A 24,084-nucleotide genomic window follows, 5' to 3' on the forward strand; every position below is an offset into this window, starting at 1 on the left:
TAAAATGGAGGAGATGAAGAAAAAATGTCGAAAACAATATGCGAGTAAGAGGAGGGGTACTAATGGGAGAACTCCGGAACTGTCCTAAATGCGGCAAAGTCTTTGTAATGGTAAACAGAAATCTTTGCCCCGATTGTGTTCGGGAAGAAGAAGAAAAGTTTGAGCAGGTCAGGAGCTACCTGAAAAAATATCCAGGCGCAACGGTGGAACAGATTGCCGAAAAGTTTGATGTGGAAGAAAATGTTATACTTCGGTGGCTGCGCGAAGGGCGTATTCAGGATGCTCACCTGGAATTTAAATTAACCTGCCAGAGATGTGGCGCTCCCATCCGTATAGGTACCCTTTGCTCCAGATGCGCTCAGGAATTGACTTCGGAAATGATGGACAAAGCAAAGCATAAAAAACGGGAAGAACCGGCACTAAAAATGGAAGATGAGCAGGAAAAGATAAAAAGGCGCATGTTCATCGTGGACAAGTTAAGGGGACGGGATTGAGATGATAAAAAATTCAGAAAAAATATATTGGTAGACATAAACTAGGGCAAAAGGACGGAAGAATGAGCAATAATGAGTATTTGCCTCTTTTGTAACGAAAAACCGGCTTTAATCCTGGCCGGTTTTTTTACGAAGTTATATTAGGTTTATTTATTTTCTTCAAAGGAAAGTTACAAAGAGGTGGACAGCATGATAATTTCCGACGCGCAGATAAAGAGCCTGCTCCAGACTTATGCCAGGCAGGATGCCCGGTATTCCGCCACGAAGGCAAAAGACGAAAGAGAAAAGAAAGCTATGGTAAACGACAATTCTTTGGTTTCAGATACGGCCAGGGCTTTTCAAATGGCTAAAAATCTTATTAAAGAAATGCCTGATATCAGAGAAGAACGGTTGAAAGGGATTCAGAATCAGGTTATGACCGGGACCTATGAAATTTCCGACGATGAAATAGCTGAGAAGATGATTGGCCGAAGCCTGGTGGATAAGCTGGTTTAATTATCGGGGATGGGGGATTAATATGCTCAAACTTGCCGAGGAGTTAATTGCCATATTGCAGGAGCAGTTGGATCTGTACACGCAGTTGCTCAGCCTGGCCAGGGCCAAACGACCGGTTTTGGTGAAGGGAAAAATAGAAGAACTTGACGGTATTACAAAACAGGAAGAAGCAATCATTTTTCAGGTTGGTAGGCTTGAAGGGCAAAGAAACAGGATTCATCAAGCTTTGGCCAACCATTTTGCACTTTCACCGGCAAATTTAACGGCTACCGAATTGGAGAAATATCTGGATGCAGATGCCGCTGCGCGTTTACGCTGTGTCTTTGACAAAATGGTAAACATATTTGCCGACCTGGAAAAGGAGAATAAGACTAATACTGAGCTGATTGAACATTCCCTGGAGTACGTAAATTTTTATTTGAATATTTTAAGCAATACGGATACCAGTCCGTCTTATAATGATAATGATAAAGAGAGAAAAAACGGGGCGCCGGCCCGGATTTTTGACCAAAAAATTTAGAGGTGGTTTATAAATGCGAAGTACTTTTTTTGGGCTAAACATTGGGCGGCAGGCCCTGCAGGCTCAGCAGCGGGCTTTGGATGTTACTGCCCACAATATTGCCAATGCCAATACCGAAGGGTTTTCCAGGCAGCGTGCGGTGATGGCCACGACAACGCCTTTTGCCTATCCGAGCGTGAACAGGCCTATCGGCGCCGGGCAGATCGGTACCGGGGTCATGGTTGAGGAAGTTAAACGGATGCGGGATAGTTTTATAGACTTGCAGGTCCGGCAGGAGGTTAACAAAACGGGTGAGTGGGAGACCAAAAATAATTCTCTGCAGAAACTGGAGGTCATTTTTAATGAACCCTCCGATGCCGGCTTGCGGACAGTTTTAGACCAATTTTGGGAGGCCTGGCAGGAACTTTCCAAGAAGCCTGAACTGGAAGCGGTCCGATCGCTGGTGCGCCAGAGGGGTATAGCTGTTGCGGAAACCTTTAATCACCTGGACAGGCAACTGACAGATCTTGCTGAAGATCTGGATGCCTCAGTAAAAATAAAAGTTGACGAAATAAATAACATTGCCGGCCAGGTTGCTGCACTGAATGACCAGATTGTCAGGGTTGAAGTACAGGGAGATAACGCCAATGATTTGCGGGACAAAAGGGACCTGCTGCTGGATGAACTTTCAAAAATAGTCCAGATTACCGTTAAAGAAGATAATTCCGGAGCTGTGACTGTTTCCATAGGAGGTCGGGCCCTGGTTTCTGCTGCAGGAGTCAGTAAAATTTCCGCAGTACCCAACGGGGCAAATAATGGGTATGTGGATTTACAGTGGGCTGTTGACGGTACGGCAGTTTCTATACAGTCCGGCAGCATAAAAGGTATGCTTGATATACGGGATATAACTATACCCTCTTATAGGCAACAACTGGATGACCTGGCCAATGCGCTGGTAACTTCAGTCAATGCTGAACATGTTGCCGGATACGGGCTGAATAAGACGGCTGCTGACCCGCACTTTAATTTCTTTGATGCAGCGGGTACGACGGCGGCGACGATTTCCATTGATGCGGCCATATTGGGTGATCTCGACAATATTGCCGCCGCTTCCACGGCAGCAGACCCATTGGCATCGCCTTCGGTGGAAAATTCGGGAGATGGCTCTAACGCATTAAATATTGCTGAGCTTAAACATCAGGCTTTACTTGGCACGGCCACGTTGGATGATTACTACAGAGGCATGATAGCCCAACTGGGTGTTGAAGCCCAGGAAAGCAGCAGGATGGTAGATAACCAGAACCTGCTCCTCTCCCAACTGGAAAACCGCAGGCAGGAAGTTTCCGGCGTTTCCCTGGATGAGGAAATGACCAATATGATCAAGTTTCAGCATGCCTACAATGCTGCGGCACGGACAATAACGGCCATGGACGAGATGTTGGACACCATCGTCAACAGGCTGGGGCTGGTTGGGAGATAATGAATAAGAACATTTTAAAGGGGTGTCTTATATGCGCGTAACACAGAGTATGTTGGTGGGCAATTTTCTGTCAAATTTAAATAATAATTACCGGATTATGAATAAGATACAGGAGCAATTGTCCACCGGAAAAAAAATAAACCGGCCTTCCGATGACCCTGTAGGTGTGGTCAGTTCCCTGCGGTTGCGGGTAGGGCTTACAGAAACAGAGAAATACCTGAATAATGTTGAGGACGCGCGGGCCTGGCTGGATACTACCGATATTGCCCTGGGCCAGGTATCGGACCTTTTGCACAGGGCGCGGGAACTGACCATTAATGGCGCTAACGATGCTCTGGCGCAGCAGTCGAGGGATGCCCTGGCCAAGGAAATACACCAGCTCAGAGACCAGATGATTCAGGTGGCCAATACGACCCATGACGGGCGGCATATTTTTGGCGGGTTTAAAACAACAACTCCGCCTTTTACCGCAGCCGGGGCATACACCGGAGATAACGGGTCAATTACATACGAAATAGGCGTTAATGTTTCGATGCAGGTAAATATAACAGGTGATAGGGCGTTTATCAACGCCCAGGATGTTTTTCAGCTTTTGGCCAACATTGAAGCCGACTTAACTGCCGGCAACACTGCAAGTTTGTCCAATGTCCGGGTCGGTGAACTGGATAATGCCATTGATAATATACTTTCCCTGCGTTCGGAGGTGGGGGCAAAAACTAACCGGCTTGACCTGACGAAATCCCGACTGGATGAGGCGAACCTTAATTTGAGCGAACTGTTGTCCAAGAATGAAGATATTAATACGGCCGAAGTTATTACCCAACTGAAAATGCAGGAAAACACTTACCGTACTGCTCTGGCGGCGGGGGCCAGAATTATTCAGCCCACGCTGATAGACTTTTTACGTTAAGGTGAGAAGCCTATGGACTTTAAGATAACTCAGCAATTCGGGCAGATAGGGATCAACTACACTCAGCCCTTCATGGACATACGAACCAGGCAGGCGGACATGCAGTTGATTACGGTGCCGCCCGAAATAGAGATTAATATTGATTATCCACGGGTTCATATAGACCAGACCCAGGCTTTGGCCGATATAGGCTACAAAAAAGTTATCGCACTGGAGGCAGAGCAGGCCCACGAAGGACAAGCTACTGTACTTTCCGGTATTGAGCGGGTAGCCCGGGAAGGGGACAGCCTGGCGCGTTCAGCCGGCCGGGGAACAGCCCTTATTGCGGACATTGCCTGGCAGAATTCTTTTGACAACCGTGATTACAATGTGGCAGCAATTCCACATACGCCCCCGAAAATTTGGTTTACCGGGGGTATTAATATAATTGTCAGGCCCGGTAATGTCCGGTTGCAGGTAAACCCGAACTTTCCGGAAATCAAATTTGCACCGGGTAAGGTAAATATTTATCTGGAACAGGAGCCTTTATTAAAAATCGAAACCACCGGCACTTATCTGGATTTAGTTATTTAATTTACAGGGGTGAGCTGCGTGATTGTTGAAACCAGGCGCTTTGGCAGCCTAGAGATTGAAGAAAAAGATATTATATTTATTGTGGGGGGTATGCTGGGTTTTGAAGATAAAAATAAGTATATCCTGCTGGACCACGATCAGGAGACACCTTTTAAATGGCTGCAGTCTGCAGAGGACCGGGAACTGGCCTTCGTCGTCATGGAACCCTTTATTTTTTACCCGGACTACGAATTTGACTTGCCCGAAGATGATGTTCGGGAGCTTGAACTTGTAAAGCCGGAGCACGCCCGGGTTTTTACGGTGCTGGTGGTGCCGGAGGATGTAAAAATGATAACGGCTAACCTGAAGGCTCCCATAGTAATAAATATTTCCAACAGAAAAGGGAAGCAGGTTATCCTGGCCGATGACAGGTACCCTGTTAAGTACTATTTGTTCCAAGAGAAACAGGGCCAGGGGGGGCTGTAAGCATGTTGGCGTTAACCAGGAAAGCCGGTGAAAGTATAATCATAGATAATGAAATTGAAATCACGGTGGTGGAAATTAAAGGCGATAAAGTAAAAATTGCCATTGCAGCGCCAAAAAAAGTTGCCATAGCACGGAAAGAAATCTTGGACGAAGTAAGGGCTGAAAACAGAGAGGCGGCCGGTATGGCCACAGGAATGGGCGAAAAGCAGGTCAGGGATTTAAAAACTATTATGAGAAATTTAAATTTGGGTAAAAAATAACGCAGAGTTAAAAAAGAGAGGTACTCCCAGGCACTACTTAACGGTCTGAGAACACAGAGTTAAAAATTTATTCTCCGTGTTCTCTGCGTTCTCTGTGGTTTGCCACTAAAATTTGAATTGGGCCTATATTACAAATAGATGAAATATTGAAATAAACTTAAAAATAAAGAGAAATAAGGAGGAAATGGCCCTAAAAACGTCGGAAATAGGCATATATTTAGCTAAAGGTTTTTCGCTATATTTCGATAAGTTTAGATGAAGTATTAAGTTTTTCTTGTTCCCCAAAGTAGCGGCCGATACGGAGGGTGGCAGGAAAAATGTTTGATTGCGAGCATGGATGCTCAAAAAAAATTCAGGGAGGATGATTTATTTATGCGGATTAACAACAACATTCCTGCGCTATTTGCGCAAAACAGACTGGCTAATACTAACAATGCTTTGGCCAAGTCGCTGGAGAAACTTTCTTCGGGTTTAAGGATTAACCGGGCCGGAGACGATGCAGCGGGTCTGGCTATTTCCGAAAAAATGCGCGGCCAGGTAGGCGGTTTGAACCAAGCTGTACGTAACGCCCAGGATGCTATATCCTTAATCCAGACCGCTGAAGGCGCGTTGAACGAAACCCACAGTATTTTGCAAAGGATGCGCGAATTGGCTGTCCAGGCTGCAAACGACACCAACACTACTGCTGACCGTAAAAAGATCAAAGACGAGTTAATTCAATTGAAAGCGGAAATTGACAGGATTGCCAGCCAAACCGAGTTTAACACCAAGAAGTTATTAAACGGTACGTTTACAGGCAAGTTCCATATTGGTGCCAACACTGGTCAAAATATTAGTTTAAACATAACCACCCAGACTGCTAACGCTTTAGGTGTTTCTGCAACTAGACTTTCGATTGATGGTGGTTCAAAATCTCAACAACAGAGTATTGCCAACAAGTTAATTGGCTACGTTGATACAGCGATTAGTGATGTATCTGATGAGCGTTCCAAGCTGGGTGCTTACCAGAACCGTCTGGAGCATACCATTTCCAATCTGCAGACTTCTGTCGAGAACCTGCAGGCTGCTGAGTCCCGGATCCGTGACGTTGACATGGCTGCTGAAATGGTCAAGTTCACCAAGAACCAGATTCTCACCCAGGCCGGTACTGCGATGCTGGCCCAGGCCAACATGGCACCGCAGGGCGTGCTGAAGTTATTGGGTTAATAGCCTGACGTACAGGCTGGTCGGCTAATGGCCGGCCAGCCTGTATATATAAGGGCGGTGTGATATATGAAGGTTGATTCTTCTGTGACGATTAATGCCAATCAGCAACTGGTAACGGCCAGGGGTGCCGGAGCTATCAGAGAAGAACCGGTGAGAGAAGGAGCTGCGGCACCGGTGGATACCGGGCTTGGTCAGGGGAAAAACCAATTGGACGCCCGAATGGTGAATGATGCTGTCGAAAAGTTGAACAAAACGGCGCGTATCTTTAATAAAAGCCTACACTTTCGATTTCACAAGGAAGCGAAGCGGTGGCAGGTACAGGTGATGAACCTTGACACGGGAGAAGTGATCAGGGAAATTCCGCCCTCCGAAATACTGGATGTGGTGGCGAAAATACAGGAAATTGTCGGTGTTTTTGTTGATGAACGCCGGTAGGGGTGATTGGTTATGGAGCGGTTGAGCGGCATAATTTCCGGTTTGGATACGCAAGGTTTGATAGCCCAATTGATGCAGATAGAAGCCAGGCCTGTTGATTTGATGAAACAGCAGCAGCATACCTATGAACTGCGTAAGGAGCTGTGGCAGGAAATAAACACCAGCCTGTCAGCTCTTAATTCCAAAATCAAGGATTTACTGGACCCGGCCAAATTCACGGTACAAAAAGCAACTTCTCGTGATGAGACTGTTGCTACAGCAGAAGCTGACGGCACAGCAGGAGTCGGAGTTTATGACATTATCGTCACTACCCTGGCCAAGGCCCACCGGGTTGCCGGTTCAAATCAGGGCAGTGCCACAACTGCGCTGGGTTTGACAGGAAATTTTACCATCAGTGACGGACTTTATACCAGCACTATTTCGGTAACGGCTGACGATACCCTGACTTCAATAATGAAAAAGATAAATGCCGCCAAGGACAACGTTGATGCAAAGAAGGATCTGAGAGTCACTGCTTCTATAGTTGACAATAAACTGGTATTGACCCATGATGAAACGGGTACTGCCAACAGTATCACCCTTACTGACAGCAATAATCTCAGTGGGGTGACCGATCCGACCGAGGTACTGGAATCCCTTGGTTTGCTTAAGGATGATAAGACTGTTGCCAATACCTTGCAGGGACCCGTGGATGCTGCCTTTAAAATTAACGGTATAGACGTCGTCAGGGGCTCCAACACTGTTTCGGATGTAGTTTCGGGACTGACCATTAACCTGCTTAAAGAGGGAGGCGCTTCCACAACCATTACTGTTGAGCAGGATACTGATGCGGTATATGCTACGGTTAAAGCCTTTGTGGATCAGTATAACAGTACCATGGATTTGATCAATACCAGGTTAAGTGAAGAAAAAGTAAAGGATGCTACCACTGATGCTGCTTTGAAAAAGGGGCTGCTGAGGGGTGACAGTGCCCTGGTGGGGCTCAAGGACAGGCTGCGCCGCATGGTTTCTGAACCAATCGCCGGATTACAGCCTTTTGACCGGCTATCCGATATAGGTATTACCACTACCTCCGATGACTTTGGAAAATCAGGTAAACTGCAGATCGATGAGACTAAACTGAAAGAAGCAGTTAAAAAGGATCCGGAGGGTGTTGCTCGGCTGTTTTTTAACGACCTTGATGCAGATAAAGATATAGATGCCGGGGAAACGGGTATTGCGGTGAAATTGCAGAATGAGATGGAACAGTTTATTTCTTCCAGCACCAAAAGCATCGGCGGCATTATTGTCAAAAAGGGTCTTATTCCGGCCAGGCTGGACAGTCTGGATAAGGTCATAAAGGACTATGACGGGAAAATTGCGGCTTATGAAGAGCGCCTAAAGTTAAGGGAAGAGGAACTGTGGAGACAGTTTACGACTATGGAAAAGGCTTTAAGTGATATGCAAAACCAGGCCAGTTGGCTGGCCGGTCAATTAAACGCCCTTTATAGTTAATTTTGTTACGTAACAACAGGTAACGATTTGATGTTTGTTACTTTCTTTTTCAGAGTAAATGTCGACTAAAGCATGGATAAGTCTACTGAGGTGATGTGAGTGTCCGAATCGGCAAGTTATATCCAAAAGGAGATTATTCGGATATTAAAGGAAAACCGCACCAGTTATGCCAATCCTATGAACTCATTGGCTATCAGCCGCCGGTTAAACGCTACGCCATCATATATCAGGGAGCAGGCCAAACGGCTGTCAGACCAGGGTTTGCTTAATGTACGGCGTGGGCCGGGTGGTGGTTATTTTATTGACTCTAATGGGGAGGACAATTCATGAAACTTTACATTGACGGGAAAGAAATCCGGTGGAGCGGGCAGGATATAGATTCATTGTGGCAGGCCGTAAACAGGGAGCTACAGCCGAAACAACGGGTGGTTGTGGAAGTTAAGTGTGACGGCCTGGAAGTAAATAATGAGGCTCTGGAAGACTGCCTAAAAAATGGGGTTGGACAAATAGAAATTTTCAGTAACACCCCTGCGGAATTGATATTTGACGGATTGGCCTATGCCATCGAATACTTGCCGAAACTAAGTCAGGGTCTGGGTAAGGTAGTCCAGTTTATTCAGGAAGGTGAAGAAGGGGAAGCTGTCCGTTTATTTTTACAGGCTCTGGAAGGCATTGAATGGTTGAACAGCCTTCTTACGGCTATAGAAACTTTTGGTATACGGAAAGAAATACCAGATACAGTAAAACAAAAGATTCCCGGGGCCATACATGACTTTAAGTCGAAAATGCAAACTCTTTTGGCGGCATGGGAAAACTTCGATTATCTCCTGGTGGCGGATATCCTGGAGTATGAGGTAATACCGTTATTGGAGGAGTTGAAAAGTATTGTCGATATGGTTGAACTCTGCCAATAATCCGGACAGGCTGCTTAAACTGTACCCGGGAATTGACAGGTTTATTATGAGTGGCACTGAAGGGGAAGTGACCGTTGAGGAAGCCAGGAGCGGAAAACTTACTCTGAAAGCTAAAGACAAAACCGGACGGTGCTTTTACCTGCACAGCCCTTCAGACCCGGTAAAAGAAGCTGAACGGCTTATTGCCAGGCAGGGGCTGCAGCAGGGGCAAAAGGTGGCGCTGGTTGGGTTGGGGCTTGGCTATCATCTGGCTGAAATACTCAGTCAGGTAGGCAGCGATGGACAGGTAATTGTTTTTGAGCCTAACGCGTCGGTATTAAAAGCTTTTCTGGTTTTGCTGCCTGATGAAGGAATCGATTTGCTGCTGGCGCCCCAGGTAAAACTGGTTACCGGACTTGATTTAGGGGAATTTGTTTGTGAGCTCCGCCTTGTATTGGAACATATTTCCACCAAAGGTGGCAAACTAATAGTTCACAGTCCGTCCTTACGGTTATGGCCGGAGGAGTTTGAACCAATTAAACAGGTCATACAGGAATGGAAAGTTAAAACAGGAACCAGTGAAACCGGAGAAATGCTCATGGCAGAAAATTATAAGAAAAACTTGCCCTATATCACAAAGGACTTGCCGGTTAACCACTTTTTTGGCAGGCTGAGCGGGGTTCCTCTTGTAATAATTTCGGCCGGGCCTTCTCTGGACAAAAATATTGGTGACCTGAAAAAGTTAAAAGGTAAGGCTGTCATCATGGCTGTGGGAACAGCGCTTGGCCCTTTATATAAGGCTGGCATAAAACCGGATCTGATCATTGTCACTGATCCGTCCCCCGTTGTCATGAAGCAGATCAAAGGAATTCTTCTTGATGTTCCGTTAATCTACTTGCCTACAGTATTTTCCGATGTGGTTGCTACCCACCAGGGTACCCGGTTGGTAGCTTTTCAAACCGGTTACGAAGAGAGTGAACGTTGCGCCAGGGAACTGGGGCTGGAGACTGTAAAAACAGGTGGTTCTGTCGCCACTACAGCTCTTGACATTGCTATCAGAACCGGTGCCGAACCGATTATTTTTGTCGGACAGGACCTGGCTTATACCGGCAATAAGACGCATGCAAGCAATACTGTTTATGACCGGCAGAGGATTACGCCGGACAATATGCTTTTTATTGATGGAATTCGGGGAGAAAAGGTGTCTACCAGCATAAGTTGGCTGATTTTTCTTAAATGGATAGAAAGGCGTATAGCTGAAGAGAAGGGCAGGATTTTTGTTAACGCCACGGAAGGCGGGGCCTTGATCAGGGGCACAATTACAATGCCTTTGGCAGAAGTAATTGAAAAATATATTGATTCACGAGTTAATGTTGTTGAGTTATTGCAGAATCTGTTCGGTGAAGGGAAAGATAACAAATGAACTGGTTTGAACATAATTTGGCTATAATACGGAAAAGAGATCCTGCTCTGGCCGAAAAGATTAGTGCCTGCCAGGATGAACCCTTTAAAATTGAAGTTGTTGAATCGAAAATAGCCAGTACTCCTACCCTGAAAATAAAAAAGGACGGGCGGGAAGTCTTTTTACATAGTTTATATAATCCTCAGGTTGAAGGGGAACGGTGGATAAAAAACATTGCTTCGGAAGGAGAAGACAAAGTAATTATTATTGGTTTTGGCCTGGGTTATCATGTGGAGGAGTTTTTGAGGCAATACGGCCACACGAAACGATTACTTGTTGTTGAACCAGAAATTTGGTTATTCAAAAAGGTCCTGGAAATTAAAAACTTATCTTTTATTTTGGAGCACGACTCTCTGGTTCTGTCTGTAGGAGAGAATAAACTGGCCTTGGAGCGAAAACTTTCAGCGTTTATGAACATAGGGCAGTTGGACAAGGTTGCTATAGAAGTATTTCCTTCATATCCCCGCATTTTTGAAAAATCATTTAATGAAATTAAAAAGACATGTATTGAAATTTTTAGATATGTTCGCATAGGGGAAAACACAATTTTATATTTTTCAGGCTTGTGGCCAGAAAATGTTTTTCGGAACCTTGTTTGTACCGTGAAAAGTCCCGGCGTTAATTCTTTATTTGGAAAAATGAATAAAAAGCCTGGCATAATAATTTCTGCCGGGCCCTCCCTGGCCAAAAATCGGCATCTGTTGAAAGAGGCTAAAGGAAAAGCTGTATTGATATCTGTTGATACTGCGTTGCGCTCATTGTTAAAAGAGAACATCAAACCTGATTTAGTTGTTGCTCTTGATGGTTCTGAACTGAACTACAAGCATTTTGAAGGAATATCATTAGACGATGTGCCATTGGTTTACTTCCCTACAACTCACTACAAAATTATTGAAGAATATCGGTCTTCTAAAATAGTTGTCGGGGATGAAGTTCCTTTAACCCAGTGGATTATGAAATATATAGATGACAAAGGTTCACTTAGTTATGGTGGGTCAGTTGCTACAGCCGCTTTTGATTTAGCCGTTAAAATGGGTTGTGATCCTGTGATATTTGTTGGGCAGGACCTATCTTATCCCGGTGGAAAATCTCATGCTGATGGAACGGTGTTTGAATCAGTGATTGTAAAGGACGATGGCGCAAAAAACAAAATGTATGTTGAAGATATATACGGCAACCAGGTGCTGACTGACGCTTCCATGTATACTTTTCTCCAATGGTTTGAACAGGCAATAGATGCTCTCAAACATGAACGGTTGTTTATTGATGCCACGGAAGGCGGGGCGAAAATCAGGGGTACCAGAATTATGACCTTAAGGGAAGTGATTGACAAAAACCTGCCGGAAAGGTTTGATCCAGGGGAAATTATCAGTGATACCATAAAGGCTTATAGCCCGCCCGATACCGGGGCTTTAGCCGATGCCCTGAAAGAAGCAGTTGAGGATTTGGCAGAAATAGAGAGGTTTAGCAGGAAAGGGGCTGAATATGCCGGCGAACTTCTAAATGTATATACGGCGAAAAAGATTAGCCTGGGCAAAGTGGCCAAGCTCGTCAGGAAAATGGAGCGAGTAGATAAACAGATAAAGGAAAAGGAGAATAACCGGCTACTCAACATCATCTTACAAAGAGTCCTGCTTGCGGTAATGAAGGGTCCCCTGGCCAAAGCGAATGAAGGTGAAACGGAAAGGGAAAAGGGGATAAGGGTGGCCCGAAGGTCCTTGCTCTTATACCAGGGGATAGAAGGCGCAGCGAAAACTATGGGTGGATATGTTGGAAGCGCGCTAAAAGATCTGGAAAGCTACGAGAGAAAGAACGGATTATTGGATACCAGTAGATAGAAATGCGTTACATAGTTTTAAATAGGGAGATGGGGTATGGACGGAAAGAAAAAAGTCTGTATAGTTACAGGAACAAGAGCAGAATACGGTTTGTTTTACCCTTTGATGCAAGAAATTTTATCGGATGGGACTCTTGCACTCCAAATTTGTGTCACTGGAATGCACCTATCCCCTGAATTTGGTCTGACTTATAAGGAAATAGAAAAAAACGGATTTAAAATTGATGAGAAAGTCGAGATGCTGCTGTCCAGCGATTCAGAAGTCGGAGTGGCCAAATCTATTGGGCTGGGTATTATAGGTTTCGCTGATACCTTTCAAAGATTAAATCCGGACCTGGTAATATTGCTCGGGGATCGTTTTGAAACGATGGCTGCAGCAATGGCGGCCTTTGTAGCGAAAATCCCCATAGCCCATTTATATGGTGGTGAATTGACAGAAGGGGCTATAGATGATGCGATTCGGCATTCGATAACCAAAATGAGCATTCTGCACTTTGTTTCTACGGAAGAGTACAGGCGCCGGGTAATTCAACTGGGCGAAGAACCGGGCCGGGTCTTTACTGTTGGGGCCTTGGGGATAGATAATATAAGGACGTTGAAATTGATAGACAGGAATGAGCTTGAAAAAGAAATAAACTTTAAATTGGGCCGGCGTAGTGTGCTGGTTACCTTCCATCCCGTTACCCTGGAACATCATTCAGCAGCGGAACAATTCCTAGAGTTATTGAAAGCCCTGGACTATTTCAGTGACCTGAAGATAATTTTCACCCGTCCAAATGCGGACCCCGATGGCCGGGTAATAAACCGGTTAATTGACGGATATGTCGGGTCTCATCCGGGAAAGGCAATTGCTTTGACATCCATGGGGCAGCTAAAGTATTTGTCAGCAATTAGACACGTGGACGCTGTTGTGGGCAATTCTTCCAGTGGCATAATTGAGGTGCCGTCTTTTGGCAAGCCGACTGTCAATATCGGGGACAGGCAGAGAGGCAGGGTTAAGGCTGAAAGCGTCATAGATTGTGAACCTCAGGCAGAAAAAATAATCGAAGCCATGGAAAAAGCTTTTTCGCCAGAATTTGCCACCTTTTCTAGGAAAGTCAGGAATCCCTACGGAGAAGGGAATTCTGCCGCAAGAATTGTTAAAATTCTCAAGGACAGCCTGGAGTCGGTTAACGGTCTGAAAAAAAAGTTTTATGATATTGACTTTGTACTTTGACGCATTTTTCGGAGGAGGGGTATTTGTGGAGGAAAGGTTGCAGCAATTACTGGTTAAGGCGGATTTGCCGCTCAGGGAATCTTTGCGGCAAATGGACAAAGGGGCCCGGCAGCTTTTGATCGTGGTGGACGATGATAACCGGATTTTGGGCGTTGTTACTGATGGCGACATAAGGCGGGCCATCATAAACAACATTGATTTTGAAGCGCCTATCGGACAAGTCATGAACCCCAATCCAATCACCCTCGGGTGCCCGGTAAACCACAAAAAAGCATTAAAAATAATGCGAGAGCGGTCTATAAAACATATTCCTGTTGTCAATGAGGACGGGCAGGTAGTGGATATACTTGTCTGGAGTAACCTGCTGGGCAAGGGAAAAGATATGTATCCGCCCAAAGGGACTCCGGTAGTTATCATGGCCGGGGGTAAAGGGACCCGCCTTGATCCTTTCACAAAAATTCTGCCCAAGCCACTAATTCCCATCGGGGACAAGCCTATCATCGAAATAATCATGGAACGTTTTAACCAGTTCGGGTTTGATAATTTTTTGATCTCCCTCAATTATAAGGCAGAAATGATTAAAATGTATTTTTCCGAAAATGTCAACGGATTCAAGGTCGATTACATTATGGAAAAAGAGTTCCTGGGCACAGCAGGGGCGTTAGCCCTGGCCAGGGACAGGCTACGGGAGACCTTTATCATTTCCAACTGTGATGTTATTACCGATGCGGATTTTGACAGCCTGCTCAATTTTCATAAGGAAAACCAAAATCAGGCCACAGTTTTTGGCGTGGTCAGGCACATGCGGATTCCCTACGGCGTTATGAAGATGAAAGACGGGGACCTGGATGAAATCATTGAAAAACCTGAGTACTCTTTTGTTATTAACACGGGAATTTATGTCCTGGAACCGGAGCTGATTGACTTAATTACTCCGGGACAGGTGATGAACATGCCTGATTTGCTGATGAAGGCCAAAGGGAAGGGCTACAGGGTCCAGGTATGTCCGATGGCCTGCTCATGGTTTGATGTGGGAGAGTGGGAAGAATACAGGCGGGCCCTGGAATATATAAACGGACCGGGGATAGCCTAGAAAAGAAGGGTAGTGAGGGAATTTCATGTTTGCCGGAAAAACAATTCTTGCGCTGATCACTGCCCGGGGAGGCTCCAAGGGCTTACCCGGGAAAAATATCAGGCCATTGCTGGGTAAGCCGTTAATTGCCTGGACTATCGAACAGGCCCTGGACTGTCCCTATCTGGACAGGGTAGTGGTCAGTACTGACGACAGGGAGATAGCGGAAACAGCCAGGGGTTTCGGGGCGGAAGTTCCTTTTCTCAGACCGCCAGAACTGGCCACAGATGAAGCAAAGTCCATAGATGTTGTTTTGCATGCTCTGGACTATTTTGCTCAACAAAATGATGAATATGATTACCTTGTTTTGCTGCAGCCGACATCCCCCCTGCGGAGGAAGGAGGATATAGGCCGGGCTCTTGAACTGCTTATCAGAAATGCAGCCAGGGCGGACAGTCTTGTCAGTGTAGGGGAAATCTCGCACGGGCATCCGGCCATGGTACAGAAGATTGACGACGAAGGCCTGCTCCAGCCTTTTCTGGGACAAAGAATAACGGCGCTTCGGCGGCAGGACCTGTCGCCAGCCTATGTTCCTTATGGCGTGGTGTTTATATCCAAAGTGGACAAACTAAAATTATTGAAAACCTTTTATCAGGAAAAGACGTTACCTTATGTGATTCAGAGGTGGCAGCATTATGAAATAGATGATATTTATGACTTTATAGTAACTGAAGCCATATTAAAACAAAGACTGGAGGGAAACCATGAATTTAGCGGGTAAAAAAGTGCTGGTCACCGGGGCGGGCGGCTTTATCGGCAGCCACCTGACCGAACGTTTGGTAGAACTGGGGGCTGAAGTTACGGCTTTTGTCAGGTATAACTCCCGGAACCACTGGGGCTGGTTGGAGGAGTCCTGCTATCTTAAGGACATCAAGGTCGTTAATGGAGATATCAGGGATTACGACAGCGTCAGGAGTGCGGCCAAGGGGGCCGAGGTTATATTTCATCTGGCCGCCCTGATTGGCATCCCGTATTCTTATGAGTCGCCGATAGCTTACCTGAAAACCAATGTGGAAGGTACATATAATGTTTTGCAGGCGGCCCGTGAACTGGGGGCGGAGAAGGTTGTTGTCACTTCTACCAGTGAGGTGTACGGAACAGCCCAGGTTGTACCTATTTCCGAAGCCCATCCCATCAATCCTCAGTCACCTTATGCGGCCTCCAAATCAGGTGCTGACTTTTTGGCCCTCTCATATTACCGTTCTTTTGACCTGCCCGTGGCCGTTATCCGACCCTTTAACACTTACGGGCCCCGGCAGTCGGCGCGGGCCATCATACCGACTGTCATTGCACAGATTGCCGCCGGCAGCAGGAAGATCCGGCTTGGCTCATTAACCCCTACCAGGGATTTAACCTTTGTAAAAGATACTGCTGAGGGATTTATTCAGGTAGCTGTTTCTGAAGGGTCGGTCGGACAGGTAATTAATGTGGGTTCTAACTTTGAAATTTCTATCGGGGACCTGGCCGGATTGATTGCCCGGATAATGGGCGCTGAGATTGAAATAGAAACAGAAAAAGAACGTCAGCGCCCCGCAAAGAGCGAGGTGGAGAGGCTGCTGGCCGATACTGCCAAAGCAAAGGCTCTGATAAATTGGGCGCCCAGATATACCCTGGAAGAGGGCATCAAAGAAACTGCTGAATGGATAAGGGAGCACCTGGCGCATTATAAGCCGGATATTTATAACATCTGACCACCGGTATGGCTCCCAAAGTCTGTAGATGGTATGAGATTATTAAATTCGAAGGGATATACGAAGCATGGAAAAGATATATTTGGATGCTCCCAATTTGGGACCTGTCGAAAAAGAATACCTCGTGAAGTGTCTGAACTCAAATTATGTTTCCACCGTTGGCCCCTTTGTGCCCGATTTTGAGGAGGAATTTGCCCGGCTGTTGGGCGCAGGGGCGGCGGTAGCAGTGCAAAGCGGAACAGCGGCTTTGCATATGGCCCTCCATGCCCTGGGCATTGGACCGGGGGACGAAGTAATCGTTCCCGCCCTGACCTTTATTGCCACCGTCAACCCTGTTCTTTACGTGGGGGCCAGGCCGGTCATTGTAGATGTGGATCCGGCTACATGGAATATTGATCCGGTCGGATTGGAGCAGGCGGTTACTGAGAATACCAGGGCGGTTATTCCGGTACATTTGTATGGAAACCCCTGTCAGATGGACGCCATTATGGAAATTGCCCGAAGATACAACCTTTATGTTATTGAGGACGCTACGGAAAGCCTGGGCGCCTTATTCAACGGGCATTATACAGGAACCTTCGGTGATTTTGGCTGTTTCAGTTTCAACGGTAATAAGCTTATCACCACAGGCGGTGGCGGAATGCTGGTTACCGGTGACAGGGAACGGGCACAGTGGGTAAAGTTTTTGGTCAACCAGGCCCGGGATGCAGCCCATGGTTACTATCATCCGGAAATGGGTTTTAATTACCGGATGACCAACATTGAGGCGGCCCTGGGATTAGCCCAGTTGTCCCGTTTCAGGGAACTCCTGGCCAGGAAAAAAAGATATGCTGTGATTTACAGGGAGACTCTCGGAGATATACCCGGTTTGCAGTTTCAGAGTGAATGCCAGGGAGGAGAGAGCGCCCACTGGCTGAGCTGTTTGCGGGTCAGCACTGTTAAGGCGGTTAAACTGGCTGCGGCTCTGGCTGAGGAGGGGATTCCTACCAGAAGGGTTTTTATGCCGGTCAGCGATATGCCTTATCTACGGGAATATGCCAGACCATGTCCTCATGCCCGGGATATTTACGAGCACGGTATTTGTCTGCCCAGCTCAACTTTAAACAGTGACGAGGTTACAAAAAAGGCCGCCTTGACGATAAGGAGGGTTTTGCTTGGATAAACAGAAGCTGGTTTTGGTAGGCGGCGGTGGACATTGCAGGGCGGTGTTGGCCCAGATCAAGCAGTTGGGTAAGTTTGAGGTGGTTGGGGTTATTGATGAAAGGGATTCAATTGGTCTGGACCTCCCTGTGTTAGGCAGAGACCGCGATTTGGACCGTATTTATGACAGCGGTGTTCACCTGGCCTTGGTTACAGTAGGCAGCACTGGTGACAATGCTAACCGGCAACGGCTGTGCAGGCTGGTTACCGAAAAGGGGTTCAGTTTACCTGTTATTGTATCCGCAACGGCTAAGGTAGATGAAACGGTGACAATCGGGGCAGGCACTGTGATAATGGCGGGGAGCATTGTCAACGTTAATACGGTTATTGGAATAAACTCTATTGTTAACAGTGGCGCCATAATTGAACATGATTGTCGAATTGGCGACCATTGCCACATTGCGCCGGGAGCGTGCCTCTCCGGAGGAGTTCAAGTTGGGGATTTAGGTTTTATTGGGGCGGGCAGCACAATTATTCAAAATATTAAGGTAGGTAAGGAGGCCACCATCGGAGCAGGAAGTGTCGTAATAGAAGATGTACCGGACAACTCGGTAGTGGCAGGGAATCCGGCCCGTATCATTAGATATAAATTTTGAACGGTTATGGGCAAAACATAAGTAATATGGAGGCACATATGGGAGTAAAAATAATTGCTGAAATCGGAGTCAACCACAATGGTTCGCGGGACCTGGCCGGCAAGCTGCTCCAGGCGGCAAAGGAATGTGGGGTTGATGCAGTAAAAATACAGGTTTTCAAGCCGGAAGACATGGTGCTGGTTTCAGCGGACAAAGCCAGGTACCAGAAGGAGACAGCGCCTGAATTCAAAACTCAGTTCGATATGCTGAAGCAATATGAGTTAGCATATGAGGATATTTTGTTTATCAGAGACTTATGCCGTAAACTCGACCTGGAACTTATTGCCACTCCTTTTGATTTTGCCAGCCTGGAAATGATTAAAAAAATTGGTTTGGAAGCCATTAAAGTATCTTCCGGCGACCTTACCAATATTCCGCTTTTGCAGCGGATCAATGATACAGGCCAAAAAGTTATTATTTCCACGGGCATGGCCGGTTTGGCCGAAGTCGAAGAAGCAGTTAGCGTATTTAACGATAAATCCAAGGTAACCTTGCTGCACTGTACTTCCAATTACCCGGCGAAAAAGGAAAATGTGAATTTGCGGGCGATGATATCATTACGACATGCTTTTCGATTGCCTGTAGGATACTCGGACCATACAGAGGGAATTGAAATTGCTGTTGCGGCAGCAGCATTGGGAGCGGAAATAATTGAAAAACATTTTACCCTGGACCGAAACCTGCCGGGCCCGGATCATAAAGCTTCTTTAGAACCGGAAGAATTTGCTGCCATGGTAAAAAGTATCCGGCATGTGGAAGCGGCCCTGGGTGACGGTATAAAGCGATGTTCAGATGATGAATGGGAGGTACGAAAAGCAGCCCGTAAAAGCGTTGTGGCCGCCAAAGAAATAAAGGCAGGTGAACTATTTACGGAAAACAATCTGGGGCTCAAGCGGCCCGGATTAGGAATTCATCCCCGTTATTACAACCTGTTAATCGGCAGGAAAGCCTCTGTGGATATAGCGAAAGATGAATTTATAAAACTTAGTATGGTTGAAGGAGAGGTAGTATAGCAAGATTTTTCCGCAGATTTTGAGGATTTTTCTAAAGAAATGGCTGGTAAATGACGATATTTTAACTGTAACTGTTTTGTGAAACAGTTGGAGCTATAAAAAGTTTTCATTTTAAAGGTGGGGTGTTCATGCAGGTAAATCCGTATAGCCAGTACAAACAGATCTCTGTGCAGACGGCTAGCCCGGAACAGTTGGTTGTCATGTTGTATGATGGGGCAATAAAATTTCTTCACCAGGCAAGAGAGGCTGTCTTCCGGAAAAACATGGAAGATGCAAACAAATATATTGGCAAGACACAAGATATAATAAATGAGCTAATGGTAAGTTTGGATCTGAGTGTAGGAGAAATTGCCTTTAATCTCCGCAATATCTATGATTACTGGAATCGCAGGCTTGTCCAGGCCAATATAAAAAAAGACCCGGATATTATAACGGAAGTCCTCGGACAAGTTCAGGAACTGAGGGAAGTCTGGGCGGAAGCCGCGGTGAAATGTAAGGAAAGAAAAAACCTTGTGGCAGGCGGTGTAAATATTGAAGGTTAAAAACCTGAACAGTCACATCGAACATATAATCAATGGCTATCAGCAACAGAGTGTGTTTTATGAACAGCTACGAAACCTATCCCGGCAGTTAAGGGAGCTTATTGAAACGGACAACTGGCAGGAAATTGACAAGGCTTTAGACGCAAGAGCGGACATAATAAAGAATATAAATGAAATAAACTCCGACATGGAACCGCATAAAAAAGAAGTCGTGGAATTACTGCACCTTAAGGAATTTAACCTGGCCAAGGTACAGGACCTGATTTACCCTCAGTTAAGACGGAAGTTGGAAGAAGAGACGCAGAAAATAAAGGACCTATTAAAGGAGATCGTGACATGGGACCGACAGAACATGAAGATAATGGAAGAACATAAAATAAGTATCAGCCAGGAGCTAAAACAGATCAAGCAGTATCGGGAATTTCAGCAAGCATACCTTGACCGTCCCGAAATGTTTCCTGAACCCGTATTTTTTGATAAGAAAAAATAAGCTTATTCGGATCCCAAACCTGATTTCCGGTTTGGGCTTTTTGTTTTCCACAAAGCGAATAAAATTTGTCCACACTTTCACATAAATAATCACACTTATTAACAGACTTATCCACATTATCCACAGATGTTTTTCCACATTATTGGCGAGCAGGAACACAAATTCGGGTGCAAATTAATGAAAATTTGCTAAACACGCGCCAATAAAGGTATTTTTCGGTTTCTATATTGACACATTTTAGCGCTTGTGTTATGATTAAGCAAGTGAGTTTGCCTAAGGCTCGCGGTAAGAAATATTTAGGGGGAATGTAAAGTATGTTAGGTAAAGTTAAGTGGTTCAACCAGGAGAAAGGATTCGGCTTCATTGAAAGAGAAGACGGTGGCGATGTATTCGTTCACTTCTCTGCTATTCAAGAAGAAGGATTCAAGACCTTGGCTGAAGGACAGGAAGTCGAATTTGAAATTGTGGAAGGTGCTCGTGGGCCTCAAGCGGCAAACGTAGTTAAGTTATAATTTCAAATGACAATTTCTAACCCCAGGTAGCTCCCTGGGGTTTTTAAATTAGAACCGCTATATTTTTTCTAAAAATGCAGGATTTTCATGGAAATAAGGGAATAATAATTTAAAGATACTGACTGAAAGGAGCGCTGCTTATGAAATTGAATGTAAGAGGCAAAAATATTGATGTCACACCGGCATTAAAAGAATATGTAGAAAAAAGGCTGAGTAAGCTGGAGAAGTTCTTTGACAACGAACTGGAAGTCCAGGTTACTCTGGTGGTGGAAAAAGACACCCATAAGGTAGAGGTGACTATGCCTGTCAACGGTATGATTCTCAGGGGTGAAGAAGCAACGGGCGATATGTACGCTTCTATTGATTTAGTCATAGAAAAGCTGGAAAGACAAATCAATAAGTATAAAACCAAAATTATGAGCAAAAGGACGAAAACCGGTAGCCCTGTTGAGGCTCCGGCCGCTGGAGCTGATGAAGATGAACCGCGCATAGTAAAAACAAAGCGTTTCGCTATAAAACCCATGCCTGTTGATGAAGCTGTCCTGCAAATGAATATGCTGGGCCATAATTTCTTTGTATTTTCCAATGCTGAAACTGAGGAAGTCAATGTTGTGTATAAGAGGAAAGACGGCAATTACGGTTTAATCGAACCCGAATTCTAAACTCGAAATGCCGATGACAAAGAATATCTTTGTCAACATCGTGAGACCGTTATAATCAAAAGCGGTCTCTTATTTTTTTGTCGTTATAAGGTGGAAATTGTAGAAAATTTTATAATAATTAAGGTTGGAGAAAAAGAGGAAAAAACATAGTAAAGTAGAAAAATTAAAAATATGTATTTCTATATGCCAAAGTGAGGGATCAGCATGGTTCTTGACGGAAAAGACGCCGACTATATAGATGAAGGTGAAGCACTAATCCGCCAGATGCGCGATGTCGTTTCAGCAAAGGTGATAAAGAATGATAAAGGTGAAATAGAAGAAATTCATGTTTTGTCAGGATCCAGTAGGAACCCCAAACAGATAGTGCGTGATATTGAGTCAGCTTTTATGGCTCAGTTCGGTATAACCGTTGACCACAAAAAAATCAGTGTTGCCCAAATCCATGACGAGAATAACAATGGGTGTGCCGGCACAGAAATAAGGCCTAAAATTGTGGCAGTTCACCTCTCAACCATTGACCGCCGTACTGAGGCCCGGGTGCAACTGCAGATAGGCGATAACGTAATTGAAGGGACTGCTTCCGGTCCCAGTTCCGCAACTAACAAGCTACGGGTTGTAGCCATGGCCACTGCGGCAGCTCTGGAAGATTATCTGGCCGGGATCTGCAACTTTGTGGTGGAGGATTTGACTTTGGTTACCTTGGCCCGGCATCAGGCAGTAGTTGTATCAGTTGCCTTGGTCACTAATCTAGGCGAAGACCGTTTGATTGGAACGGCGTACATTAAAGAGGATGACCGGGAGGCTACGGTGAAAGCAACTTTGTCGGCAGTTAACAGAAAGCTGGCGCTGCTGCTTAATGAATAATGGACAATAAAATAGTAATTTTAATGGAAAATGTTTTATTAAGGACCGACAGTAGATAGGCCAAACTTTAATGTTTCTGTAAAGTTTTATGCAGTAAACATTTATGAGCAGAGCGAGAAACCTACCCGAGCGGAGCACAACCGACCATTCTTAGCGGGAAAAGGTCGAGTCAGAGAAGACGGGAGGTTAACTTTACATGAAAACTATTGCTAAAGTTGTTTTGGCTATCGTTACTTTAGTATTAGCCGGTGGTGCCAGATTATGGTGGTAAAAACTAAAGTACTTGTCGGTCCTTTTATTTGTTAGGTGGGTTTTTATGAAGACGTTTTCTCTAAGTATAAAACTTTATATTGTTTTTGTGGTGTTATTAGCAGCATTTCTTTTAGTAAGTTTAATTCCAACTATTGAAATAAATAGTTATAATGTTCAGGGTTTTGTGTTCTTTTTATTATTAGCTATATTTGTTGACTCCTTGCCGGTATCTTTACCACGCGGTGGTTATGTTACTGTTTCGATGGCAGTTGATTATGCCAGTATAATCTTGTTTGGTCCCGCCATTTCAGTATGCATAATGGTTGTTGCAATAGTATTACGTAAATTATTTAAGATAGACAAAAGCCCTTGGTACAAAGTTTTATTTAATTGTGCCCAGGTTGTATTAGCTGTAGGAACAGCGGGTGTAGTTTTTCAATTATTCAATGGGAATAATGCAGGTGCAGAATTTAATAACTTATTACCCCTTAGTAGTTCAGCAGTGACTTACATAATTGTTAACTGTACTGCAGTTTCAATTATACTGGCGCTATCTCAGAAAATTTCTTTACGCACTATTTGGATGACCAATATTCGCTGGTTATTGCCTAATTTTCTTTTGTTAGCTCCTTTAGGTTTGTTAATGGCTAAGGTTTATCAATATATAGGTTTTCTAGGAATAGTTTTATTTTTTATTCCATTATTACTTGCTAGATTTATTTTTAAAGCTTATATGGATCTACGTGAAATATATTTTAACACTTTGGAAGCCCTTGCCAGTGCTATTGATGCTAAAGACAGGTATACCAGGGGCCATTCGGAACGGGTTGCTGAGTATGCATCTCTTATTGCTAGGGCGATGAAGCTTCCGGAAGACCAGGTGGAAATGATCCAACATATGGCTTTGCTGCACGATGTCGGCAAAATAGGGATTAGCGATGATATACTGTGTAAAAGGGACAAACTGACAGCAGAAGAGTTTGAGATTATTAAAGGTCATTCCGGGCTGGGGGCCAAAATAATAGAGGCGATGGAAGACCTGGCCGTAAGCAAGGAATATATTTTATATCACCACGAACAATATGCCGGTGGGGGTTATCCCCATGGGCTATCGGGAGAAGATATTCCGTTGGGAGCACGTATTATCAGTGTTGCCGACGCTTTTGATGCCATGACGTCTGACCGGGCTTACCGACCGAGAAAAAGTTTTCATGAAGCTTTTGCCATACTTGAAGAAATGTCTGGACAGCAGTTTGACCCACAGGTCGTCAAGGCGTTTTTAAGCGTAATGGATGAAAAGCGTAAGATACAGGCGCCAACCAACTGTGATTCTGTATTGCCGGCATCTGAGTAACGGGAAATACGGGTGATT

The 24,084-nt window shown here is 45.1% G+C and carries 28 protein-coding genes; all 28 read left to right on the forward strand.

Annotated features, from left to right (window positions below; translation table 11 throughout):
* Positions 1-62: 62 nt before the first annotated feature.
* The 28 genes from Tfer_RS05930 to Tfer_RS06065 all read left to right on the forward strand — a co-directional run bounded on the left by Tfer_RS05930 (position 63) and on the right by Tfer_RS06065 (position 24,066).
* Complete coding sequence (locus Tfer_RS05930) at positions 63-494, forward strand: TIGR03826 family flagellar region protein (RefSeq protein ID WP_052217309.1); 432 nt, start codon at positions 63-65, stop codon at positions 492-494.
* A gap of 189 nt (positions 495-683) precedes the next feature.
* Positions 684-989, forward strand: a complete 306-nt coding sequence (locus Tfer_RS05935) for a flagellar biosynthesis anti-sigma factor FlgM (RefSeq protein WP_052217310.1) — start codon at positions 684-686, stop codon at positions 987-989.
* Positions 990-1,011: 22 nt separating this feature from the next.
* Positions 1,012-1,509, forward strand: coding sequence for a flagellar protein FlgN (locus tag Tfer_RS05940; protein ID WP_052217311.1), 498 nt, complete (start codon positions 1,012-1,014; stop codon positions 1,507-1,509).
* 13 nt (positions 1,510-1,522) lie between these two features.
* Entirely contained in the window at positions 1,523-2,968 is a 1,446-nt protein-coding gene (gene flgK / locus Tfer_RS05945; RefSeq protein ID WP_052217312.1) for a flagellar hook-associated protein FlgK, read from the forward strand.
* A gap of 31 nt (positions 2,969-2,999) precedes the next feature.
* Positions 3,000-3,878 carry a flagellar hook-associated protein FlgL gene (gene flgL / locus Tfer_RS05950; RefSeq protein ID WP_052217313.1) on the forward strand — a complete coding sequence of 293 codons (879 nt, stop codon included), beginning with the start codon at positions 3,000-3,002 and terminating at the stop codon, positions 3,876-3,878.
* A gap of 12 nt (positions 3,879-3,890) precedes the next feature.
* Positions 3,891-4,451, forward strand: a complete 561-nt coding sequence (locus tag Tfer_RS05955; protein ID WP_052217314.1) for a DUF6470 family protein — start codon at positions 3,891-3,893, stop codon at positions 4,449-4,451.
* Between the two features lie 18 nt (positions 4,452-4,469).
* Positions 4,470-4,916, forward strand: a complete 447-nt coding sequence (gene fliW / locus Tfer_RS05960) for a flagellar assembly protein FliW (RefSeq protein ID WP_052217315.1) — start codon at positions 4,470-4,472, stop codon at positions 4,914-4,916.
* Positions 4,917-4,918: 2 nt separating this feature from the next.
* Positions 4,919-5,176, forward strand: coding sequence for a carbon storage regulator CsrA (gene csrA / locus Tfer_RS05965; protein WP_052217316.1), 258 nt, complete (start codon positions 4,919-4,921; stop codon positions 5,174-5,176).
* A gap of 372 nt (positions 5,177-5,548) precedes the next feature.
* Entirely contained in the window at positions 5,549-6,382 is an 834-nt protein-coding gene (locus Tfer_RS05970; RefSeq protein WP_052217354.1) for a flagellin N-terminal helical domain-containing protein, read from the forward strand.
* A 66-nt stretch (positions 6,383-6,448) separates the two neighbouring features.
* The gene (locus Tfer_RS05975) at positions 6,449-6,817 is read left to right on the forward strand and encodes a flagellar protein FlaG (protein WP_052217317.1); all 369 of its coding nucleotides are present in this window, start codon (positions 6,449-6,451) and stop codon (positions 6,815-6,817) included.
* Between the two features lie 12 nt (positions 6,818-6,829).
* A complete protein-coding gene (gene fliD, locus Tfer_RS05980) occupies positions 6,830-8,311 on the forward strand; it encodes a flagellar filament capping protein FliD (protein ID WP_052217318.1) in 1,482 nt (493 codons plus the stop codon).
* Between the two features lie 99 nt (positions 8,312-8,410).
* A complete protein-coding gene (locus Tfer_RS05985; RefSeq protein WP_052217319.1) occupies positions 8,411-8,641 on the forward strand; it encodes an Rrf2 family transcriptional regulator in 231 nt (76 codons plus the stop codon).
* Positions 8,638-9,225, forward strand: coding sequence for a DUF8042 domain-containing protein (locus Tfer_RS05990; protein WP_052217320.1), 588 nt, complete (start codon positions 8,638-8,640; stop codon positions 9,223-9,225). Before Tfer_RS05985 ends, Tfer_RS05990 begins: the two co-directional genes overlap by 4 nt.
* Positions 9,197-10,627, forward strand: coding sequence for a motility associated factor glycosyltransferase family protein (locus tag Tfer_RS05995; RefSeq protein ID WP_152908984.1), 1,431 nt, complete (start codon positions 9,197-9,199; stop codon positions 10,625-10,627). Before Tfer_RS05990 ends, Tfer_RS05995 begins: the two co-directional genes overlap by 29 nt.
* Positions 10,624-12,504 (forward strand): motility associated factor glycosyltransferase family protein, encoded by a 1,881-nt coding sequence (locus Tfer_RS06000; protein ID WP_052217322.1) that lies wholly within the window; start codon positions 10,624-10,626, stop codon positions 12,502-12,504. The genes Tfer_RS05995 and Tfer_RS06000 overlap by 4 nt, the downstream gene beginning before the upstream one ends.
* Before the next feature lie 36 nt (positions 12,505-12,540).
* Complete coding sequence (gene neuC, locus Tfer_RS06005; protein WP_052217323.1) at positions 12,541-13,719, forward strand: UDP-N-acetylglucosamine 2-epimerase; 1,179 nt, start codon at positions 12,541-12,543, stop codon at positions 13,717-13,719.
* A gap of 25 nt (positions 13,720-13,744) precedes the next feature.
* Positions 13,745-14,812: a nucleotidyltransferase family protein gene (locus Tfer_RS06010; protein WP_083436816.1), complete on the forward strand. Its 1,068-nt coding sequence runs from the start codon at positions 13,745-13,747 to the stop codon at positions 14,810-14,812.
* Between the two features lie 25 nt (positions 14,813-14,837).
* Positions 14,838-15,572 carry an acylneuraminate cytidylyltransferase family protein gene (locus tag Tfer_RS06015; RefSeq protein ID WP_052217325.1) on the forward strand — a complete coding sequence of 245 codons (735 nt, stop codon included), beginning with the start codon at positions 14,838-14,840 and terminating at the stop codon, positions 15,570-15,572.
* Positions 15,556-16,542: an NAD-dependent 4,6-dehydratase LegB gene (locus Tfer_RS06020; protein ID WP_052217326.1), complete on the forward strand. Its 987-nt coding sequence runs from the start codon at positions 15,556-15,558 to the stop codon at positions 16,540-16,542. The genes Tfer_RS06015 and Tfer_RS06020 overlap by 17 nt, the downstream gene beginning before the upstream one ends.
* Positions 16,543-16,609: 67 nt before the next feature.
* Positions 16,610-17,704, forward strand: coding sequence for a LegC family aminotransferase (locus Tfer_RS06025; protein ID WP_052217327.1), 1,095 nt, complete (start codon positions 16,610-16,612; stop codon positions 17,702-17,704).
* Positions 17,697-18,338, forward strand: coding sequence for an acetyltransferase (locus Tfer_RS06030; RefSeq protein ID WP_052217328.1), 642 nt, complete (start codon positions 17,697-17,699; stop codon positions 18,336-18,338). Before Tfer_RS06025 ends, Tfer_RS06030 begins: the two co-directional genes overlap by 8 nt.
* Positions 18,339-18,376: 38 nt before the next feature.
* Positions 18,377-19,390 carry an N-acetylneuraminate synthase gene (gene neuB / locus Tfer_RS06035; RefSeq protein WP_052217329.1) on the forward strand — a complete coding sequence of 338 codons (1,014 nt, stop codon included), beginning with the start codon at positions 18,377-18,379 and terminating at the stop codon, positions 19,388-19,390.
* Positions 19,391-19,518: 128 nt separating this feature from the next.
* Positions 19,519-19,932 (forward strand): flagellar export chaperone FliS, encoded by a 414-nt coding sequence (gene fliS, locus Tfer_RS06040; protein ID WP_052217330.1) that lies wholly within the window; start codon positions 19,519-19,521, stop codon positions 19,930-19,932.
* The gene (locus Tfer_RS06045) at positions 19,922-20,422 is read left to right on the forward strand and encodes a flagellar protein FliT (RefSeq protein ID WP_052217331.1); all 501 of its coding nucleotides are present in this window, start codon (positions 19,922-19,924) and stop codon (positions 20,420-20,422) included. Before fliS ends, Tfer_RS06045 begins: the two co-directional genes overlap by 11 nt.
* A 314-nt stretch (positions 20,423-20,736) precedes the next feature.
* On the forward strand, positions 20,737-20,934 hold the full coding sequence (locus Tfer_RS06050; protein WP_013121599.1) for a cold shock domain-containing protein: 198 nt from the start codon (positions 20,737-20,739) through the stop codon (positions 20,932-20,934).
* Between the two features lie 140 nt (positions 20,935-21,074).
* A complete protein-coding gene (gene hpf / locus Tfer_RS06055) occupies positions 21,075-21,596 on the forward strand; it encodes a ribosome hibernation-promoting factor, HPF/YfiA family (protein WP_052217332.1) in 522 nt (173 codons plus the stop codon).
* Between the two features lie 204 nt (positions 21,597-21,800).
* Positions 21,801-22,460: a hypothetical protein gene (locus Tfer_RS06060; RefSeq protein ID WP_052217333.1), complete on the forward strand. Its 660-nt coding sequence runs from the start codon at positions 21,801-21,803 to the stop codon at positions 22,458-22,460.
* Positions 22,461-22,776: 316 nt separating this feature from the next.
* The gene (locus tag Tfer_RS06065; protein ID WP_052217334.1) at positions 22,777-24,066 is read left to right on the forward strand and encodes an HD-GYP domain-containing protein; all 1,290 of its coding nucleotides are present in this window, start codon (positions 22,777-22,779) and stop codon (positions 24,064-24,066) included.
* The last annotated feature ends 18 nt before the right edge of the window (positions 24,067-24,084 follow it).

It is taken from the genome of Thermincola ferriacetica, from assembly GCF_001263415.1.
GTDB lineage: Bacteria > Bacillota > Thermincolia > Thermincolales > Thermincolaceae > Thermincola > Thermincola ferriacetica.